The organism is Azospirillum formosense (genome assembly GCF_040500525.1).
GTDB classification, from domain to species: Bacteria; Pseudomonadota; Alphaproteobacteria; order Azospirillales; family Azospirillaceae; genus Azospirillum; species Azospirillum formosense_A.
This window is the reverse complement of sequence record NZ_CP159403.1, coordinates 1259821-1275465: the sequence shown is the minus strand read 5'-3', so window position 1 is coordinate 1275465 and position 15645 is coordinate 1259821. Positions and strand designations below refer to the sequence as shown.

Sequence of the window (15645 nt, the reverse complement as noted above, 5' to 3'; positions counted from 1 at the left end):
CTCCCCCCGCTGCGCTCTCGCGCAAGCGTAGCTTGCGCTGACGCGTCAGGCGGACCTTGGTCCGCCGAGAGCAGGGGGAGGGGATTCCCTCCCCCGCGCAGCGGGGGAGGGTTAGGGTGGGGGCCCGTTTCGACAACGCTCTCACCCCCGCACCGCGTAGCTGCGCGGCGTGTAGACCCACGGCTGCGCGCCCTCGCGCAGCACCAGCCGGGTGTGGGACGCGCCGATGATGACGCAGGTCCGCATGTCGGCCTGCGCCGCGTCCACGGCGCCCAGAGTGGTGACGGTCAGCGCCTCGTCGGGGCGGCCGACCGCCCGGGCGAGGATCACCGGCGTCTCCGCCGAGCGGAGGTCGCGCAGCGCGTCGAAGGCGGCGCCGAGCTGCCAGGGGCGAGCGCGGCTGATCGGGTTGTAGAGCGCGATGACGAAATCCGCCTCCGCCGCCAGACGCAGGCGCTTCAGCACCACCTCCCACGGCTTCAGGTTGTCGGACAGCGAGAGGACGCAGAAATCATGGCCGAGCGGCGCGCCGGCCCGCGCCGCCGCCGCCTGCATCGCGGAGATGCCGGGATCGACGGACAGCGGCACGCGGTGCCACGCCGCGGGAGCGGCCGGATCGTCCAGCGCCTCGAACACCGCGGCGGCCATGGCGAAGATTCCGGGGTCGCCGCCCGACACCACGGCCACCCGGCGGCCCTCCGCCGCCAGTTCGAGGGCGTGGCGGGCGCGGTCCAGCTCCACCCGGTTGTCGGAGGCGTGGCGCACCTGCGGCCCCGGCGGCACCCGGTCCACATAGGGGAAGTAGCCGACGAGGTCGGTCGCCTCCGCCAGGTCGCGCCGAGCCTCCGGGGTCAGCCAGTCCTCGGTGCCGGGGCCGAGCCCGACGACCTTCAGCCATCCGGCCTGCGGATCGGCGGTCATCGCCGCAGCCCCTCGCCGGGGATGACGATCTGCGAGAAATAGGGGGCCGTCTCCGGCGCCTCGCGGAAGGGCATGACGCGCTGGTCCGCCATGCTCGCCCGCTCAATGTACCAGGCGCGGTCGGCCAGCCCGGCGGCCTCCACGGCGCGGCGGACCTTGGGCAGGTTCTGGCCCAGCTTCATGATGACCGCGGCGTCGGCGTTGCGCAGCGCGCGCAGCAGCGCCTCCTCCCCCAGCGTGCCGGGGATGACCGACAGCACGTCGTCGCGCAGGGTCAGCGGGCGCGGCAGCAGCGAGGCGCTGCACATCATCGAGGTCACGCCCGGCACCACCTCCGTCGGGAAGCGCGAGGCCAGCCGCAGGAACAGGTGCATGAAGCTGCCGTAGAAGAAGGCGTCGCCCTCGTTCAGCGCGGCGATGGAGCGCCCGGCGGCGAGATGCTCGGCCAGCCGCTCGGCGGACTCGTCGAAGAACGCCTCGATCTGGCGGCCATAGTCGGGATGGCTGGGCGGCAGCTCGACCGTCACCGGATAGACCATCGGCAGTTCGATGTGCTCCGCCGTGATGCAGGCGTCGGCGATGCGCCGGGCCTGTCCGGAGGTGCCGCGCTTGCAGAAATAGGCGACCACCGGGCAGGCGCCGATGGTCCGCATGGCGCGGACGGTCATCAGGTCGGGATCGCCGGGGCCGACGCTGACACCGTAGAGGGTGCCGGTGTTGTGCGTTTCGTTGCTCATTCCACGTCGCTCGCCAGGGCGTTGACCGCCGCCGCCGCCATGGCGCTGCCGCCGCGCCGGCCCTTGATCGCCAGGAAGGGCAGAGCGAAGGGCGCCTCGGCCAGCGCGTCCTTGCTTTCCGCGGCACCCACGAAGCCCACCGGGAAGCCCAGCACCGCCGCCGGCTTCGGCGCGCCGTCGCGGATCATCTCCAGCAGCTTGAACAGGGCGGTCGGCGCGTTGCCGATGGCGACGACCGAGCCGGCCAGCCGGGGCACCCACAGCTCCAGCGCGGCGGCGGAGCGGGTGTTCTCGACCTGTTTGGCAAGCTCCGGCACCGCCGGGTCGCGCAGCGTGCAGATAACGGGATTGTCGGCCGGCAGGCGCGCCCGGGTGATGCCGTGGGCGACCATCTCGCTGTCGCAGAGGATCGCCGCGCCACCGCGCAGGGCCGTCCGCGCCGCCGTCCCGACGTCGGGGGAGAACATCAGGTCCTTGACCGCGTCCACCATGCCGCAGGCGTGGATGACGCGCACCGCCACCGGCTTCAGATCGTCGGGGATGGCCGACAGGTCGGCCTCCGCCCGGATGGTGGCGAAGGACTGGCGGTAGATGGCCGCTCCATCGCGGATGTAGTCGTAAAGCGGCTCAGCGGACACGGGACAACTCCTCAACAGACAATCCGGCCACGGCGGTAACGGCCTCGGGCGGTGTCAGGCCGGACCGCCAGGGCGTGCCGCCGGGGGCGGCGTTCAGCGCGACGTCGTAGACGCCTTCCCGCGCGGTGAGCGTGACATCCGCCGCGCCGGGATGGGCGCAGCCCTTCGCGCAGCCGGAGACATGCACCATCCGCACCGCCTCCAGCAAGCCCGCCGCGCGCTCGGCGATGGCGAGGCCGTCCGCGTGGGTGTCGGTGGTGCCGACGTCGCAGCCGGTGATGCCGCTGCAGGCGGTGAGTTTCAGCCGGATGTCGCCATGGTCGAGGATGCCGCCAAGGGCTGTCGCTTTTTCGGCGGTGCCCTCCTGCGGGGCGGCCAGCAGCAGGGCGCGCCAGGGGGTAATGCGGATTTCATGGGTAAGGGCGGCCAGCGCTTCCAGCCGGTCGCAGTCGAGCCGCCCGAAGGGGAAGGCGACGCCCAGCCAGGAGGGTTGGGGGCCGAGGAAGAGTCGGGTGGGTGGCGTTTGCCCCCACCCTGACCCTCCCCCGCTTCGCAGGGGAGGGGATTGAGCCTCCCTCTCCTGCGAAGCGGGGGAGGGAAGGGGCCCATGCGCAGCATGGGAAGGGTGGGGGCAAGTGAGCAACCACGCTCCCACCCGCTCCCGCAGCGCCTCCACCCCCAGCGCCCTGACCAGCCCGGCCATGCGCCGCGGCGGCTCGGCCAGGGTCTGGCGAAGCTCCAGGAAGGTCCGCGCCAGCGCCGCCGCAAGCTCCACCAGATCGTCGGGGCGGCAGTGACCCAGCAGCGCGGCCTTCTCGAAATCACCCCCCAACCCGACGCGGAACAATGGCCCGTTTACTGCCCCTGCCACCGCGTCGAAGCGCACGTCGGTGCTGCTGTCGAACAGGGTGGCCTGCCCGCCGCCATCGACCAGCCAGCCGAACTTCGGCGGCAGCCGGTGGAGGTCCCGGTCGGCCGCCAGCCGCGCGTCGAGCGCCAGGGCGTGGGGGCGCACGTCCCCCACCGCCGCCCCGTCCAGCCCGGCGGTGGGGGAGGTCAGCACGTTGCGCACCGCCTCGCTCTCCGCGTTCTCCGAGACGTAGCCGAGGGTGCGAAGCGCCGTGATCAGCGCTTCCATGTCAGCCGCGGAGACGCCGCGCAGCTGCAGGTTCCCGCGGTGGCTGAGATCGACCAGACCGTTGCCGTAACGGCGCCCCAGCTCCGCGATCCGCGCCGCCGCGGCGGCGGGAAGGACTCCCGCCGGGACGCGCACGCGGACCAGCAACCCGTCGCCGACCTCCATGGGGGCCAGGACGCCGGGGCACATGCCGCGCCGGCGCGGTGGGTTTCGGGGCAGGGCGTTGCACGGTTCGGTGATCGCGCTCATGCGGACATCTCCTTGCGGCGGCGCAGATCGTCGCCCGTCGAGTTGCGGCGTGGGTGCCAGAGACCGCGTTCCAGGGCCTCGGTCAGCCGGTCCAGGATATGCCGGGCGGCGGCCGGATTGGACTGCGCCAGGAAGTCCCACACCCGCCGGTCGTCCACATAGGCGTCGTACAACTGGTCGAAATGATGGGGCCGCACCGCCGTAGTGGTCGCGGCGAAGGCGAACAGCGTGTCCACACTCGCCGCCAGCTCCCCCGCGCCGCGGTAGCCGTGGCGCATCATGCCGTCGATCCAGCGCGGGTTGGCCGCCCGGCCGCGCAGGACGCGGGCGATCTCCTCGCCCAGCGTCCGGACGGTCACGCTCTCCGGCTCCGAACTGTCGAGATGGTAGAGCGCCGGGTCGTTGTCGACCACGGCGGCGGCGGCGGAGAAGCCGCCCTCATACTGCATGAAGCCGTCGGTGGAGAGGACGTCGTGCTCCCGCTGGTCCTGGTGGTGGACGAGCGCGTCGGCCCCGCCGATGCGGCGGCGGAACAGGGCGGGCAGCGGAACGCCCTCTAGCCCCTTGCCATAGGCGTGGCAGCTTCCCTCCAGATAGGCGGCGCCGAAGTCGGCCCGCGCGCTCCAGTCGCCGCGCGCGATCATGCCGGGCAGAGCCGTGCCGTAGGCGCCGGGAGCGGCGCCGAAGACGCGCGCGCTGGCCCAGCGCTCCGCCTCCGCCGCTGGTGTGCCACCGGTCTCCAGTTCGGCGCGGTCGGCGCGCAAGGCGGCGGCGACGGGGTTGACGTCGTCAGGCTCGTCCTCCGCCATCACGGCGCGGACCGCCTGGTCGAACAGGGCGATCTGCTGCGGGAAGACGTCGCGGAACAGGCCGGAGATGCGCAGCGTCACGTCCACCCGCGGCCGGCCGAGGACGGAGGCCGGCATCACCTCGAAGCCGGTGACCCGGCCGGAGCCGTTCTCCCACAGCGGGCGCACGCCGAGCAGCGCCATGGCCTGCGCCAGCTCGTCGCCGCCGGTCCGCATGGCCGGTGTGCCCCAGCAATCGACCACCAGCCGCTTCGGCCAGTCCCCGTGGTCCTGCAGGTAGCGGGTGATCAGCGCGTCCGCCGCCTGCCAGCCCAGCGTCCAGGCGGTCGGCGTCGGCACGCCGCGCGGGTCGAGCGCGTAGAGGTTCCGCCCGGTGGGCAGCGTGTCGGCCCGCCCCCGCGCGGGGGAGCCGCCGGGGCCGGGCTTCACGAAGCGCCCGTCCAGCCCGGCCAGCAGGGCGGCCATCTCGGCCTCGCCGCAGGCGTCCAGCGCCGGGGCGACCTCCTCGGCCTTGCCGAAGCGGGCGACGGCGGCGAGCAGACGGGCGCGGCGCTCCGGCTCCGGCGTGGTGCCGAAGATGTGCAGCCCGTCGCGGATCTGCATTTCCTTGATGTCGCAGAGATGCGCGTCGAGGCGGCTGAGGATGGCGTCGGGGTCGTCGTCGGGCCGCAGGTTGCAGTCGGCGGCGACGCCGGACCTCCAGGCCAGATCCAGGATGGTCTGGCGCAGCGTGCCCAGCCGCCGCGGGTCCAGCCCGGTCGCCATGGAATACTCGTCGATGGCCGTTTCAAGATCTGCGAGGTCGCCGTGCAGCCCGGCCTCCACCGGCGGCGGGGTCAGGTGGCCGATCAGGACGGCGCCCAGCCGGCGGCGCGCCTGCACGCCCTCGCCGGGGTTGTTGACGATGAAGGGGTAGAGGCAGGGCAGGGGGCCGGCGACGATCTCCGGCCAGCAGTCGGCGGAGAGCGCCACCGCCTTCCCCGGCAGCCATTCCAGCGTCCCGTGAGCCCCCACCTGCACCAGCGCGTGGACGCCCAGCGCATGGCGGAGCCAGAGGTGGAAGGCGAAGTAGCCGTGGCTGGGCGGCGTCTCCGGGTCGTGGTGCTGGGTGGTGGTCAGCGGGCCGTGGCCGCGGCTCGGCTGCACGGCGACGGCGACGTTGCCGCAGGAGAGGACCGTGAAACGGAACATGGCACCGTCAACGAGCGGGTCGGCCTCCTCGTCGCCCCAGCATTCCGCGATGCGGGCGCGTGCCTCGGCCGGGGCGAGGCGGCGGTAGTCCTCAAGGCTCAGTGCGGCGGTGGCCCCGCCGGTCAGCGACTCCATCAGGGCGGCGGGGCCGGCGGGGAGCCCGTCCAGCGCGTAGCCCTCGGCGCGCAGCCGTTCCAGGATGCCGACGATGCTCGCCGGGGTGTCGAGGCCGACCGCGTGGCCGATGCCGCCGCCCGGCCCCGGATAGTCGGACAGCACCAGCGCCAGCTTGCGCCCGGCCCGCGGCGTGGCGCCCAGCCGCACCCAGGCGGCCGCCAGATCGGCGGCGAAGGCCACGCGGTCGGGCACCGGGCGGATCAACGTCGGGGCGAATTCCAGGTCGGGGTCCGGCGTCCCTTCGGCCTTGAAGGCGATGGCGCGGGTCAGGATTCGCCCGTCCATCTCCGGCAGCACGACGTTCATGGCGAGGTCGGACGGCCCCATGCCGCGGGCGGAGCCGCGCCAGCCCTCCTCGGGCGTGGTGGACAGCACGGCCTGGAGCACCGGCGTGCCGTTGGCCTCCAGCGGCGACCCGTCCTCGCGCGCCGCCGAGAAGCCGGTCAGGTTCAGCACGACGGCGGCGTCGCGGGCGGTCAGGGTGGCGCGCATCCAGGCGGCGCAGTCCGGCTCCTTCAGGCTCGCCACGAACAGCGGCAGCGGGGCGAGGCCGCGCGCGGCCAGCGCGTCGCACAGGGCGTGCACCGGCTCCAGATCGCCGGCCAGCAGGTGGGAGCGGTAGAAGACGACCGGCGCGCATGGTCCGGCGCCTTGGCGGGACCAGCCTTCATAGACGCCGAAGCGCGGAACCGGCGCGGGTTCGCGCCAGGGGCGCTCCTGCCCGGCCAGCGTGGCGGCGTAGGCCAGCAGGCTGGCGATGTTGTCCGGCCCGCCCTCGGTGAAATAGCGCCACATCCGTTGCGCCGCCTCGTCCGGAACGGTGCCGTAGCCCTCCAGGGCGGGGTTCGGCTGCGCGCAGCCGGGCAGCACGGCCAGCGCCACCCCGGACTCCCGGCAGGCGGCGACGACATGGTCCAGCCCGTAGCGCCAGTAGCCCGCCCCGCCGAGCAGCCGCAGAACGACCAGCTTCGCCTTGCGGATCACGGACTCGACGTAGAGGTCCACCGACAGCGGGTGCCCCAGCCGAGCGAGATTAGCCAGCCGCAGGGTCGGCAACGGATCGGAGGGCAGGGCGTCGCGGTGGCGTTGCCAGCAGGCGGCGAGCGCCGTCAGGTCGCTGTCGGAGAAGGACAGGACGACGAGGTCCGCCGGGCTCTGCCCCAGATCCACGGCCTGGGGGCCGGCGTCGAGGTCTTCCTGGCGGGCGGCGAGTAGGTGCATGGGCCACAGCTTTGCAAACACTCCCTCTCCCGTCCCGGGAGAGGGTGCCCGCGAAGCGGGCGGGTGAGGGGGCGGGCGAGGATCGGTGCGGTCTCCGCGTGCGGCCCTCACCCTCCCGCGCTTCGCGCGGGTCCCTCCCTCTCCCAGGACGGGAAGGGCTTTTTACGACAGCGCCGCGGTCACGGCATCGCGGTCCAGGCCCGTCTCGCCGATCACCACCAGACGGCTGCGGCGCGGCTCGTCGGGCTTCCAGAAGCGGTCGAAATGGGTCTGGATGCGCGTTCCCACGCCCTGCACCAACAGGCGCATCGGCTTGCCCGGCACATCGATGAAGCCCTTCAGGCGCAGCACGCCGTGGGCGGCGGCGACCCGCTCCAGCGTCTTCGCCAGGGCCGCCGGGTCGGGCTGCGGGCCGAGTTCCACGACGAAGCTGGTGAAGTCGTCGTGGTCGTGGCCCTCCTCCTCGTCATGGTGGCTGGGGCGGTTGGCGAGGTCGTCCTCGGCCCCGGCGCCGACGCCCAGCAGGACGACCGGATCGACCTTGCCGTTGCTGGCGCGCAGGATCTTGGCCTCGCGTCCAGTGCCGGCCTCCGCCATAGCGGCGCGGATCAGGTCCTCGACCTTCGCCAGATCGGCGGCGTCCACCAGATCGGTCTTGTTCACCACAATCAGGTCGGCGCAGAGGAGCTGGTCCTCGAACACCTCCTCCACCGGGGTCTCATGGTCGAGCTGCCCGGCCTCGGCGGCCTGGGCAGCCAGCGCCGCCGGATCGGGGGCGAAGCGGCCCTCCGCGGCGGCGGCGGCATCGACCACCGCGACCACGCCGTCCACCGTCACCCGCGTCTTGATCGCGGGCCAATGGAAGGCCTGGACGAGCGGCTTCGGCAGGGCGAGGCCGCTCGTCTCGATGATGATGTGCTCCGGCGGCTGCGGGCGGGCCAGCAGCTTCTCGATGGCCGGGACGAAATCGTCGGCGACGGTGCAGCACAGGCAGCCGTTCGCCAGCTCGATCACGTCGTCCTCGCTGCAGGTGGGATCGCCGCAGGCGCGCAGGATCTCGCCGTCGATGCCGACGTCGCCGAACTCGTTGATGATCAGCGCCAGACGGCGCCCGCCGGCCTGCTCCAACAGGCTGCGGATCAGCGTCGTCTTCCCGGCGCCGAGAAAGCCGGTGATGACGGTGGCCGGGGTCTTCCCGGCGGTCGGCAGGCCGGTGGTCATGATCTGGCTTCCTTGTCTCCGCCACACCCGGCGGATTGGATGAGTGTCGGTCCGGCGGCAGGTTTCCTGGCTCGCGGGTCGTCGTCGCGCCTCCCGCCTTCCCGGCCTGGCGGCCCGTGGCATGTCCGGAGGCCGACTCGCCGCACACAGTTGCGGGGGCAGCCGCGGCCTTGGACCCCATCCGGGTCCGCACCGCATTCCCTATTATCCCCGCGCCTTCATGGCGGACGGGGCACCGTCGGAGGCGCAGAATTGCAGGCGGACCCCCGATTTGCAAGCGGCCATTTGGCGCCCGTAAACCGTGCCGGCGAACCCGGAACGCTCCGCCCGCCCCGCCGTTGGTGTGTCGGAAGATCGGTACAGTCTGTCTGGAAAGCTGACACCCCGGACGGCCTGCGCAGCCCTCGGCCTCATGGCAGGAAGTGAGCGGTTTCAACAGCTTGTTCGAACGCTTCGCAGTTGGCATGTTCTGTGCTTATATCAGGGCAACCAAAAACGCGGACCGGCAGACGACGCGGACGAACAGGGAGGGAAAAGCGGCACCCATGGCCGACGACATCATTCTGGAAGCGCGCGGACTCTCGAAGGAGTTCAAGGGCTTCATCGCGGTGAAGGAGGTGAACCTCCAGGTCCGCCGCGGCACCATCCACGCGCTGATCGGCCCCAACGGCGCCGGCAAGAGCACGGTCTTCAACCTGCTGACCAAGTTCCTGACGCCGACGCGCGGCCAGATCCTCTACAAGGGGCGCGACATCACCGCCATGAAGCCCGCCGACGTGGCGCTGCTCGGCATGGTGCGCTCCTTCCAGATCTCCGCCGTCTTCCCGCACCTCAGCGTGCTGGAGAACGTCCGCGTCGCGCTGCAGCGCCCGCGCGGCACCAGCTTTCATTTCTGGAAGCCCGAAGCCAGCCTTTACGACCTGCACGCCCGCGCCGAGGAGCTGATCGAAGCGGTGAACCTCACCCCCTGGATCGGCCACACCGCCGCGGAGCTGCCCTACGGCCGCAAGCGCGCGCTGGAGATCGCCACCACGCTGGCCCTCGACCCGGAGGTGATGCTGCTCGACGAGCCGCTGGCCGGCATGGGCCACGAGGACATCGAGGGCACCGCCGCCCTGATCAAGCGCGTCTCCGCCGACCGCACCATCCTGATGGTCGAGCACAACCTGTCGGTCGTCGCCCACCTGTCGGACACCATCACCGTGCTCCGCCGCGGCGAGATTCTGGCCGAGGGCTCGTACGACGTCGTATCGCGCAACCCGCAGGTCATGGAGGCCTACATGGGAACGGGTGAGGTGGGCCATGCCTGACGGTGCGACCGTGAAGACCACCATGCTGGAGATCCGCGACCTCCAGGCCTTCTACGGCGAAAGCCACGTGCTGCACGGCGTCGACATCGACGTGCGCCAGGGCGAGGTGGTGACGCTGCTGGGCCGCAACGGCGCCGGCAAGACGACGACCATGCGCTCGATCATGGGCATCGTCGGCAAGCGCAACGGCTCGATCCGCTTCCAGGGCAAGGAGCTGATCGGCATGGCGCAGCACAGGATCCCCCGCCTCGGCATCGGCTACGTGCCGGAGGAGCGCGGCATCTTCTCCTCGCTCAGCGTGGACGAGAACCTGATGCTGCCGCCGGTGGTGAAGTCGGGCGGCATGACCGTGCCGCAGATCTACGAGCTGTTCCCCAACCTGCAGGGGCGCGGCACCACGCAGGGCACGCGCCTGTCGGGCGGCGAGCAGCAGATGCTGGCCATCGCGCGCATCCTGCGCACGGGCGCCGACCTGATCCTGCTCGACGAGCCGACCGAGGGGCTGGCCCCCGTCATCATCGAGCAGATCGGCGTGGCGGTGCGCAAGCTCAAGCAGCGCGGCTTCACCATCGTTCTGGTGGAGCAGAACTTCCGCTTCGCCGCGACCATCGCCGACCGCCATTACGTGATGGAGGAAGGCCATGTCGTGGACATGATCCCCAACGACCAGCTCGCTCAGAACATGGACAAGCTCCACACCTATCTGGGTGTCTGACCAGTCAAAACCCCCTCTGCTGAACACACGCAAAACAAAACCAATCGAAGGGAGTTCGAAATGCTCAAGCCGTTGCTTTGCGGGACCGCACTGCTGGCGCTGACCGCCGGGGCCGCGCACGCCCAGGTCTCCAACAACGTGATCAAGATCGGCGTGATGAACGACCGGTCCGGCATCTACGCCGACCTCGCCGGCGAAGGCTCGGCCATCGCCGCCCGTCTGGCGGCCGAGGAGTTCGGCGGCAAGATCGCCGGCGCGCCGATCGAGATCGTCGTCGCCGACCACCAGAACAAGGCCGACATCGCCGCCAACACGGCGCGCGAGTGGATCGACGCCGGCAACGTGGACGTCATCGCCGACGTGCCGAACTCCGCCGCCGCGCTGGCCGTCCAGGGCATCACCAAGGACAAGAAGCGCATCTTCCTGATGTCCGGCCCGGGTTCGACCGACCTCAGCGGCAAGTCCTGCAGCCCCTACGGCTTCCAGTGGACCTACGACAACTACGCCATGGCCGCCGGCACGGCCCGCGCGCTGGTCGAGCAGGGCAAGAAGAACTGGTACTTCATCACCGCGGACTACGCCTTCGGCCACTCGCTGGAGGATGAGACCTCCAAGATGGTCAAGCAGCTCGACGGCAAGGTCGCCGGCAACGTCCGTCATCCGCTGGGCAACGCCGACTTCTCGTCCTACCTGCTGCAGGCCCAGGCCTCCAAGGCCGACGTGATCGGCCTCGCCAACGCGGGCGGCGACGCCACCAACGCCGTCAAGCAGGCGTCGGAGTTCGGCATCACCCAGTCGGGCCAGAGCCTCGCCGGCCTACTGCTGTTCATCAGCGACGTGAACGCGCTTGGCCTCCCGGCCGCGCAGGGCCTGCTGCTGACCACCGGCTTCTACTGGGACATGGACGACCAGACCCGCGAGTGGACGAAGAAGTTCGAGGCCAAGGCCGGCCGCAAGCCGACCATGGTCCAGGCCGGCGTCTATTCCGCCGTCCGCCACTATCTGAAGGCGGTCGAGGCCGTCGGTTCCGACGATCCGGACAAGGTCGCCGCCAAGATGCGCGAGACCCCGGTCGCCGACATGTTCACCAAGAACGGCAAGATCGCCGCGAACGGCCGCATGTTCCACGACATGTACCTGGCCCAGGTGAAGACCCCGGCCGAGTCCAAGGCCCCCTGGGACTACTACAAGATCGTGAAGACGATCCCGGCCGAGCAGGCGTTCCTCGATCCGGCCAAGAGCGGTTGCCCGCTGGTGAAGTAAGGGTCTGAGTTTCTAGACGGGCCCCCTCCCGGCATCCCCCCGCTTTGCAGGGGGAGGGTTTGGGTGGGGGCCCACCCCAATGCACCCAATCAAAAAAACACAAGTCCGATACACAGGGAGGGACGGTCATGTTCGACTTGCTGGGGGTGCCGCCCCAGGTCCTGTTCGGCCAGCTTCTGCTCGGCCTCATCAACGGGTCCTTCTACGCGCTGCTCAGCCTTGGGCTGGCGGTCATCTTCGGCATGCTGAACGTCATCAACTTCGCCCACGGCGCGCTCTACATGATCGGCGCCTTCGTGGCGTGGCTGCTGCTGACGAAGCTCGGCCTCGGCTACTGGTGGGCGCTGGGCCTGTCGCCGCTGATCGTCGGATTGCTGGGCGTGGTGCTCGAAAAAACCATGCTGTCGCGCCTCTACAAGCTCGACCATCTCTACGGGCTGCTGCTGACCTTCGGCCTCGCCCTGATCATGGAAGGCGCCTTCCGCCACTTCTACGGCGTGTCGGGCCAGCCTTATCCGATCCCGGACGCGCTCAAGGGCGGCCAGAACCTGGGCTTCATGTTCCTGCCCAACTACCGCGGCTGGGTCGTCGTCGCCTCCCTGATCGTCTGCTTCGGGACGTGGTTCGCCATCGAGCGGACGCGGCTCGGCGCCTACCTGCGCGCCGCCACCGAGAATCCGGTGCTGGTCCAGGCCTTCGGCATCAACGTGCCGGTGATGATCACCGCCACCTACGGCTTCGGTGTCGCTCTGGCCGGGCTGGCCGGCGTGCTCGCGGCGCCGATCTACCAGGTGTCGCCGCTGATGGGCTCCAACCTGATCATCGTCGTCTTCGCCGTGGTGGTGATCGGCGGCATGGGCTCCATCCTCGGCGCCATCGTCACCGGCCTGGGGCTGGGGCTGCTGGAGGGCCTGACCAAGGTCTTCTACCCCGAAGCCTCCAACATCGTGGTGTTCGTCGTGATGGCGATCGTCCTTCTCATCAAGCCCGCGGGCCTCTTCGGACGGGAGCGCTGAGCCATGGCCGCCCAAATCAAGACGACCGACACCCAGACGACGACCATCGCGCTGCGCCGTCCGGGGCAGGACAGCACCCGCAACGCCATCATCCTCGGCATCGGGCTGCTGATCGCTCTGGCCGCGCCCTACGTGCTGTACCCCGTCTTCGTGATGAAGGTGCTGTGCTTCGCGCTGTTCGCCTGCGCCTTCAACCTGCTGATCGGTTTCGCCGGGCTGCTGAGCTTCGGCCACGCCGCCTTCTTCGGCGGGGCCGCCTACATCACCGCCCATTCCGCCAAGGTCTGGGGGCTGGGGCCGGAGGTCAGCATCCTGCTCGGCATGGGCTTCTCCGCGCTGCTCGGCCTCGCCTTCGGCGCGCTGGCGATCCGCCGCCAGGGCATCTACTTCGCCATGATCACGCTGGCGCTGTCGCAGATGGTCTTCTTCATGGCGCTGCAGCTCAAGTTCACCGGCGGCGAGGACGGCATCCAGGCGGTGCCGCGCGGGCATCTGTTCGGGGTGATCGACCTCAACAACTCGCTGTCCATGTACTACTTCGTGCTGGCGGTGTTCCTGGTCGGCTTCGCGGTGGTCTGGCGCGCGGTGCATTCGCCCTTCGGCCAGGTGCTGAAGGCGATCCGCGAGAACGAGCCGCGCGCCGTGTCGCTCGGCTACCGGACGGAGCGCTACAAGCTGCTGGCCTTCGTGCTGTCGGCGAGCCTCGCCGGGCTGGCCGGCGGGACCAAGGCGCTGGTCTTCCAGCTCGCCTCGCTGACCGACGTGACGTGGCAGATGTCCGGCGAGGTGGTGCTGATGACGCTGCTCGGCGGCATGGGCACGCTGCTCGGCCCGGTGGTGGGGGCGGCCATCGTCGTCACGCTGGAAAGCTATCTGGCCGCCACCAGCATGCCCGTTCCGGTGGTCATCGGCGCCATCTTCGTGGTCTGCGTGCTGGTCTTCCGCCGTGGTATCGTGGGCGAACTCCAGGCCCGCTTCGGCCGCCGCTGAACGTCAAGAACCGAACGGCATAAAAAGCCAAAATCAGGAACCGCAAGATGGATCAACCGCCCCCTGGTCAATCGCTTTCTGATCAGCCGCTGTGGACGCCGTCGGAGGCGCGCGTGGCCGCCTCCAATCTGACGGCCTTCCGGCAGGCCGCGAACGCCCGCTTCGGGCTGCGGCTGGACGATTACGACGCGCTCTACGACTGGTCGGTCGCCGGCAAGGAGGATTTCTGGCGCTTCCTGTGGGAGTGGGCCGGGCTGAAGGGCGACCTCGGCGGCGTGGCCCTGGTCGATGGCGACAAGATGCCCGGCGCCCGCTGGTTCCCCGAGGCCAGCCTGAACTACGCCGAGAACATGCTCGCCAACGCGCCGGAAGGCGAGGCCGTCGTCTTCTGGGCCGAGGACAAGGTCAAGCGGCGCTGGTCGGGCGCCGAGCTGAAGGCCGAGGTCTCCCGCCTCCAGCAGGCGCTCAAGGCCGCCGGTGTCGGCAAAGGCGACCGTGTCGCCGCCGTCGTCCCCAACATGCCTGAGACTCTGGCGGCCATGCTCGCCACGGCCAGCCTGGGGGCCATCTGGTCCTCCTGCTCGCCCGATTTCGGCGCCCAGGGCATCACCGACCGCTTCGGCCAGATCGAGCCGACCGTTCTCTTCGCCCCCGACGGCTACTGGTACAACGGCAAGAGCCACGACGTCCGCGCCAAGATCGCCCAGGTGCTGACCGAGCTGCCCACCGTCAAGGCCGCGGTCATCATTCCCTACGTCAACGAGACGCCGGACGTCTCGGCCATCCGCGGCGGCGTCACCTGGGGCGACTTCACCGCCCCCTTCGCGGCGGCGGAGCCGAGCTTCGAGCGGGTGCCCTTCAACCATCCGCTGTTCATCCTCTATTCGTCGGGCACCACCGGCAAGCCCAAGTGCATCGTCCACGGCACCGGCGGTACGCTGCTCCAGCACGTCAAGGAGCACCGGCTGCACAGCGACGTGAAGCCGGGCGACCGGGTGTTCTACTACACCACCTGCGGCTGGATGATGTGGAACTGGCTGGTCTCCGGGCTGGCCGCCGGGGCGACGCTGCTGCTCTACGACGGCTCGCCCTTCGCGCCGGACGGCAACATCCTGTTCGACTACGCCGACGCCGAGGGCATGACGCTGTTCGGCACCTCGGCCAAGTTCATCCAGCAGGCCGAGAAGTCGGGGCTGGAGCCGATGCGCACGCACCGGCTCGACACGCTGCGGGCGCTGGCCTCGACCGGCTCGCCGCTGATGCCGGAGAACTTCGCGTACGTCTACCGGGCGATCAAGACGGACATCCATCTGGCCTCGATCAGCGGCGGCACGGACATCGTGTCCTGCTTCGTCCTGGGCAACCCGACGGCCCCGGTGTGGGCGGGCGAGCTGCAGACGGCGGGGCTCGGCATGGCGGTGGCGGCCTTCGACGACGCCGGCCACGCGGTCAGCGGCGAGAAGGGCGAGTTGGTCTGCACGCGGCCCTTCCCCTGTATGCCGGTGGGCTTCTGGGCCGACCCGGACGGGGCGAAGTACCGGGCGGCCTATTTCGAGCGCTTCCCCAACGTGTGGACGCACGGGGACTTCATCGAGCGCACGGTGCATGGCGGCTGGGTGATCTACGGGCGTTCGGACGCGGTGCTGAACCCCGGCGGGGTGCGCATCGGCACGGCGGAGATCTACCGGCAGGTCGAGCAGCTTCCGGAGATCCTGGAGGCGGTGTGCATCGGCCAGGAGTGGGACGGCGACGTGCGCGTCATCCTGTTCGTGGTGCTGCGCGAGGGGCTGACCCTCGACAAGGCGCTGGAGGACACCATCCGCAAGCGCATCAAGGAGAACTGCTCGCCGCGGCACGTGCCGGCGCGCATCGTGGCGGTCAAGGACATCCCGCGCACGCGCTCCGGCAAGATCACCGAACTGGCGGTGCGCGACGCGGTGCACGGCCGCCCCATCAAGAACACCGAGGCGCTGGCCAACCCGATGGCGCTCGACGAGTTCCGCGAGCGCCCGGAACTGGAAGGCTGACCGCCATCCGGCCCTCTCCCCG

General features: G+C 70.5%; 12 protein-coding genes and 1 riboswitch. Of the genes, 6 read left to right on the top strand and 6 right to left on the bottom strand.

The window, feature by feature from the left end; all coding sequences use genetic code 11:
* Nucleotides 1-141 precede the first annotated feature (141 nt).
* From cobJ to cobW, 6 genes are all read right to left on the bottom strand, one after another.
* Nucleotides 142-921 carry a precorrin-3B C(17)-methyltransferase gene (gene cobJ, locus ABVN73_RS18945; protein WP_353859806.1) on the bottom strand — a complete coding sequence of 260 codons (780 nt, stop codon included), beginning with the start codon at nt 919-921 and terminating at the stop codon, nt 142-144.
* Nucleotides 918-1658 carry a precorrin-2 C(20)-methyltransferase gene (locus ABVN73_RS18940; protein ID WP_353859805.1) on the bottom strand — a complete coding sequence of 247 codons (741 nt, stop codon included), beginning with the start codon at nt 1656-1658 and terminating at the stop codon, nt 918-920. The genes cobJ and ABVN73_RS18940 overlap by 4 nt, the downstream gene beginning before the upstream one ends.
* On the bottom strand, nt 1655-2296 hold the full coding sequence (locus ABVN73_RS18935; RefSeq protein ID WP_353859804.1) for a precorrin-8X methylmutase: 642 nt from the start codon (nt 2294-2296) through the stop codon (nt 1655-1657). Before ABVN73_RS18935 ends, ABVN73_RS18940 begins: the two co-directional genes overlap by 4 nt.
* On the bottom strand, nt 2286-3683 hold the full coding sequence (cobG, locus tag ABVN73_RS18930) for a precorrin-3B synthase (protein WP_353859803.1): 1398 nt from the start codon (nt 3681-3683) through the stop codon (nt 2286-2288). The genes ABVN73_RS18935 and cobG overlap by 11 nt, the downstream gene beginning before the upstream one ends.
* A complete protein-coding gene (gene cobN, locus ABVN73_RS18925) occupies nt 3680-7081 on the bottom strand; it encodes a cobaltochelatase subunit CobN (RefSeq protein WP_353859802.1) in 3402 nt (1133 codons plus the stop codon). The genes cobG and cobN overlap by 4 nt, the downstream gene beginning before the upstream one ends.
* A 162-nt stretch (nt 7082-7243) precedes the next feature.
* A complete protein-coding gene (gene cobW, locus ABVN73_RS18920; protein WP_353859801.1) occupies nt 7244-8302 on the bottom strand; it encodes a cobalamin biosynthesis protein CobW in 1059 nt (352 codons plus the stop codon).
* 38 nt (nt 8303-8340) lie between these two features.
* Nucleotides 8341-8557: riboswitch (cobalamin riboswitch) on the bottom strand.
* A gap of 290 nt (nt 8558-8847) precedes the next feature.
* On the opposite strand from cobW, the gene ABVN73_RS18915 reads away from it, so the two are divergent.
* The 6 genes from ABVN73_RS18915 (at nt 8848) to ABVN73_RS18890 (ending at nt 15623) form a co-directional block, all read left to right on the top strand.
* On the top strand, nt 8848-9612 hold the full coding sequence (locus ABVN73_RS18915) for an ABC transporter ATP-binding protein (RefSeq protein WP_353859800.1): 765 nt from the start codon (nt 8848-8850) through the stop codon (nt 9610-9612).
* On the top strand, nt 9605-10327 hold the full coding sequence (locus ABVN73_RS18910; RefSeq protein ID WP_353857368.1) for an ABC transporter ATP-binding protein: 723 nt from the start codon (nt 9605-9607) through the stop codon (nt 10325-10327). The genes ABVN73_RS18915 and ABVN73_RS18910 overlap by 8 nt, the downstream gene beginning before the upstream one ends.
* Nucleotides 10328-10387: 60 nt before the next feature.
* The gene (locus ABVN73_RS18905) at nt 10388-11590 is read left to right on the top strand and encodes an ABC transporter substrate-binding protein (RefSeq protein WP_353859799.1); all 1203 of its coding nucleotides are present in this window, start codon (nt 10388-10390) and stop codon (nt 11588-11590) included.
* 128 nt (nt 11591-11718) lie between these two features.
* Complete coding sequence (locus ABVN73_RS18900; RefSeq protein WP_014197554.1) at nt 11719-12606, top strand: branched-chain amino acid ABC transporter permease; 888 nt, start codon at nt 11719-11721, stop codon at nt 12604-12606.
* Nucleotides 12607-12609: 3 nt separating this feature from the next.
* On the top strand, nt 12610-13596 hold the full coding sequence (locus tag ABVN73_RS18895; RefSeq protein ID WP_059399142.1) for a branched-chain amino acid ABC transporter permease: 987 nt from the start codon (nt 12610-12612) through the stop codon (nt 13594-13596).
* A 47-nt stretch (nt 13597-13643) separates the two neighbouring features.
* Nucleotides 13644-15623 carry an acetoacetate--CoA ligase gene (locus ABVN73_RS18890; protein ID WP_353859798.1) on the top strand — a complete coding sequence of 660 codons (1980 nt, stop codon included), beginning with the start codon at nt 13644-13646 and terminating at the stop codon, nt 15621-15623.
* Nucleotides 15624-15645: the final 22 nt, after the last annotated feature.

Bases quoted from the DNA above. Each gene is read 5' to 3' on its own strand.
- ABVN73_RS18895 (WP_059399142.1), top strand. From the start codon at position 12,610: ATGGCCGCCCAAATCAAGACGACCGACACCCAGACGACGACCATCGCG.
- ABVN73_RS18940 (WP_353859805.1), bottom strand. From the start codon at position 1,658: ATGAGCAACGAAACGCACAACACCGGCACCCTCTACGGTGTCAGCGTC.
- cobN (WP_353859802.1), bottom strand. From the start codon at position 7,081: ATGCACCTACTCGCCGCCCGCCAGGAAGACCTCGACGCCGGCCCCCAG.
- ABVN73_RS18890 (WP_353859798.1), top strand. From the start codon at position 13,644: ATGGATCAACCGCCCCCTGGTCAATCGCTTTCTGATCAGCCGCTGTGG.
- cobJ (WP_353859806.1), bottom strand. From the start codon at position 921: ATGACCGCCGATCCGCAGGCCGGATGGCTGAAGGTCGTCGGGCTCGGC.
- ABVN73_RS18900 (WP_014197554.1), top strand. From the start codon at position 11,719: ATGTTCGACTTGCTGGGGGTGCCGCCCCAGGTCCTGTTCGGCCAGCTT.
- cobW (WP_353859801.1), bottom strand. From the start codon at position 8,302: ATGACCACCGGCCTGCCGACCGCCGGGAAGACCCCGGCCACCGTCATC.
- ABVN73_RS18915 (WP_353859800.1), top strand. From the start codon at position 8,848: ATGGCCGACGACATCATTCTGGAAGCGCGCGGACTCTCGAAGGAGTTC.
- cobG (WP_353859803.1), bottom strand. From the start codon at position 3,683: ATGAGCGCGATCACCGAACCGTGCAACGCCCTGCCCCGAAACCCACCG.
- ABVN73_RS18905 (WP_353859799.1), top strand. From the start codon at position 10,388: ATGCTCAAGCCGTTGCTTTGCGGGACCGCACTGCTGGCGCTGACCGCC.
- ABVN73_RS18910 (WP_353857368.1), top strand. From the start codon at position 9,605: ATGCCTGACGGTGCGACCGTGAAGACCACCATGCTGGAGATCCGCGAC.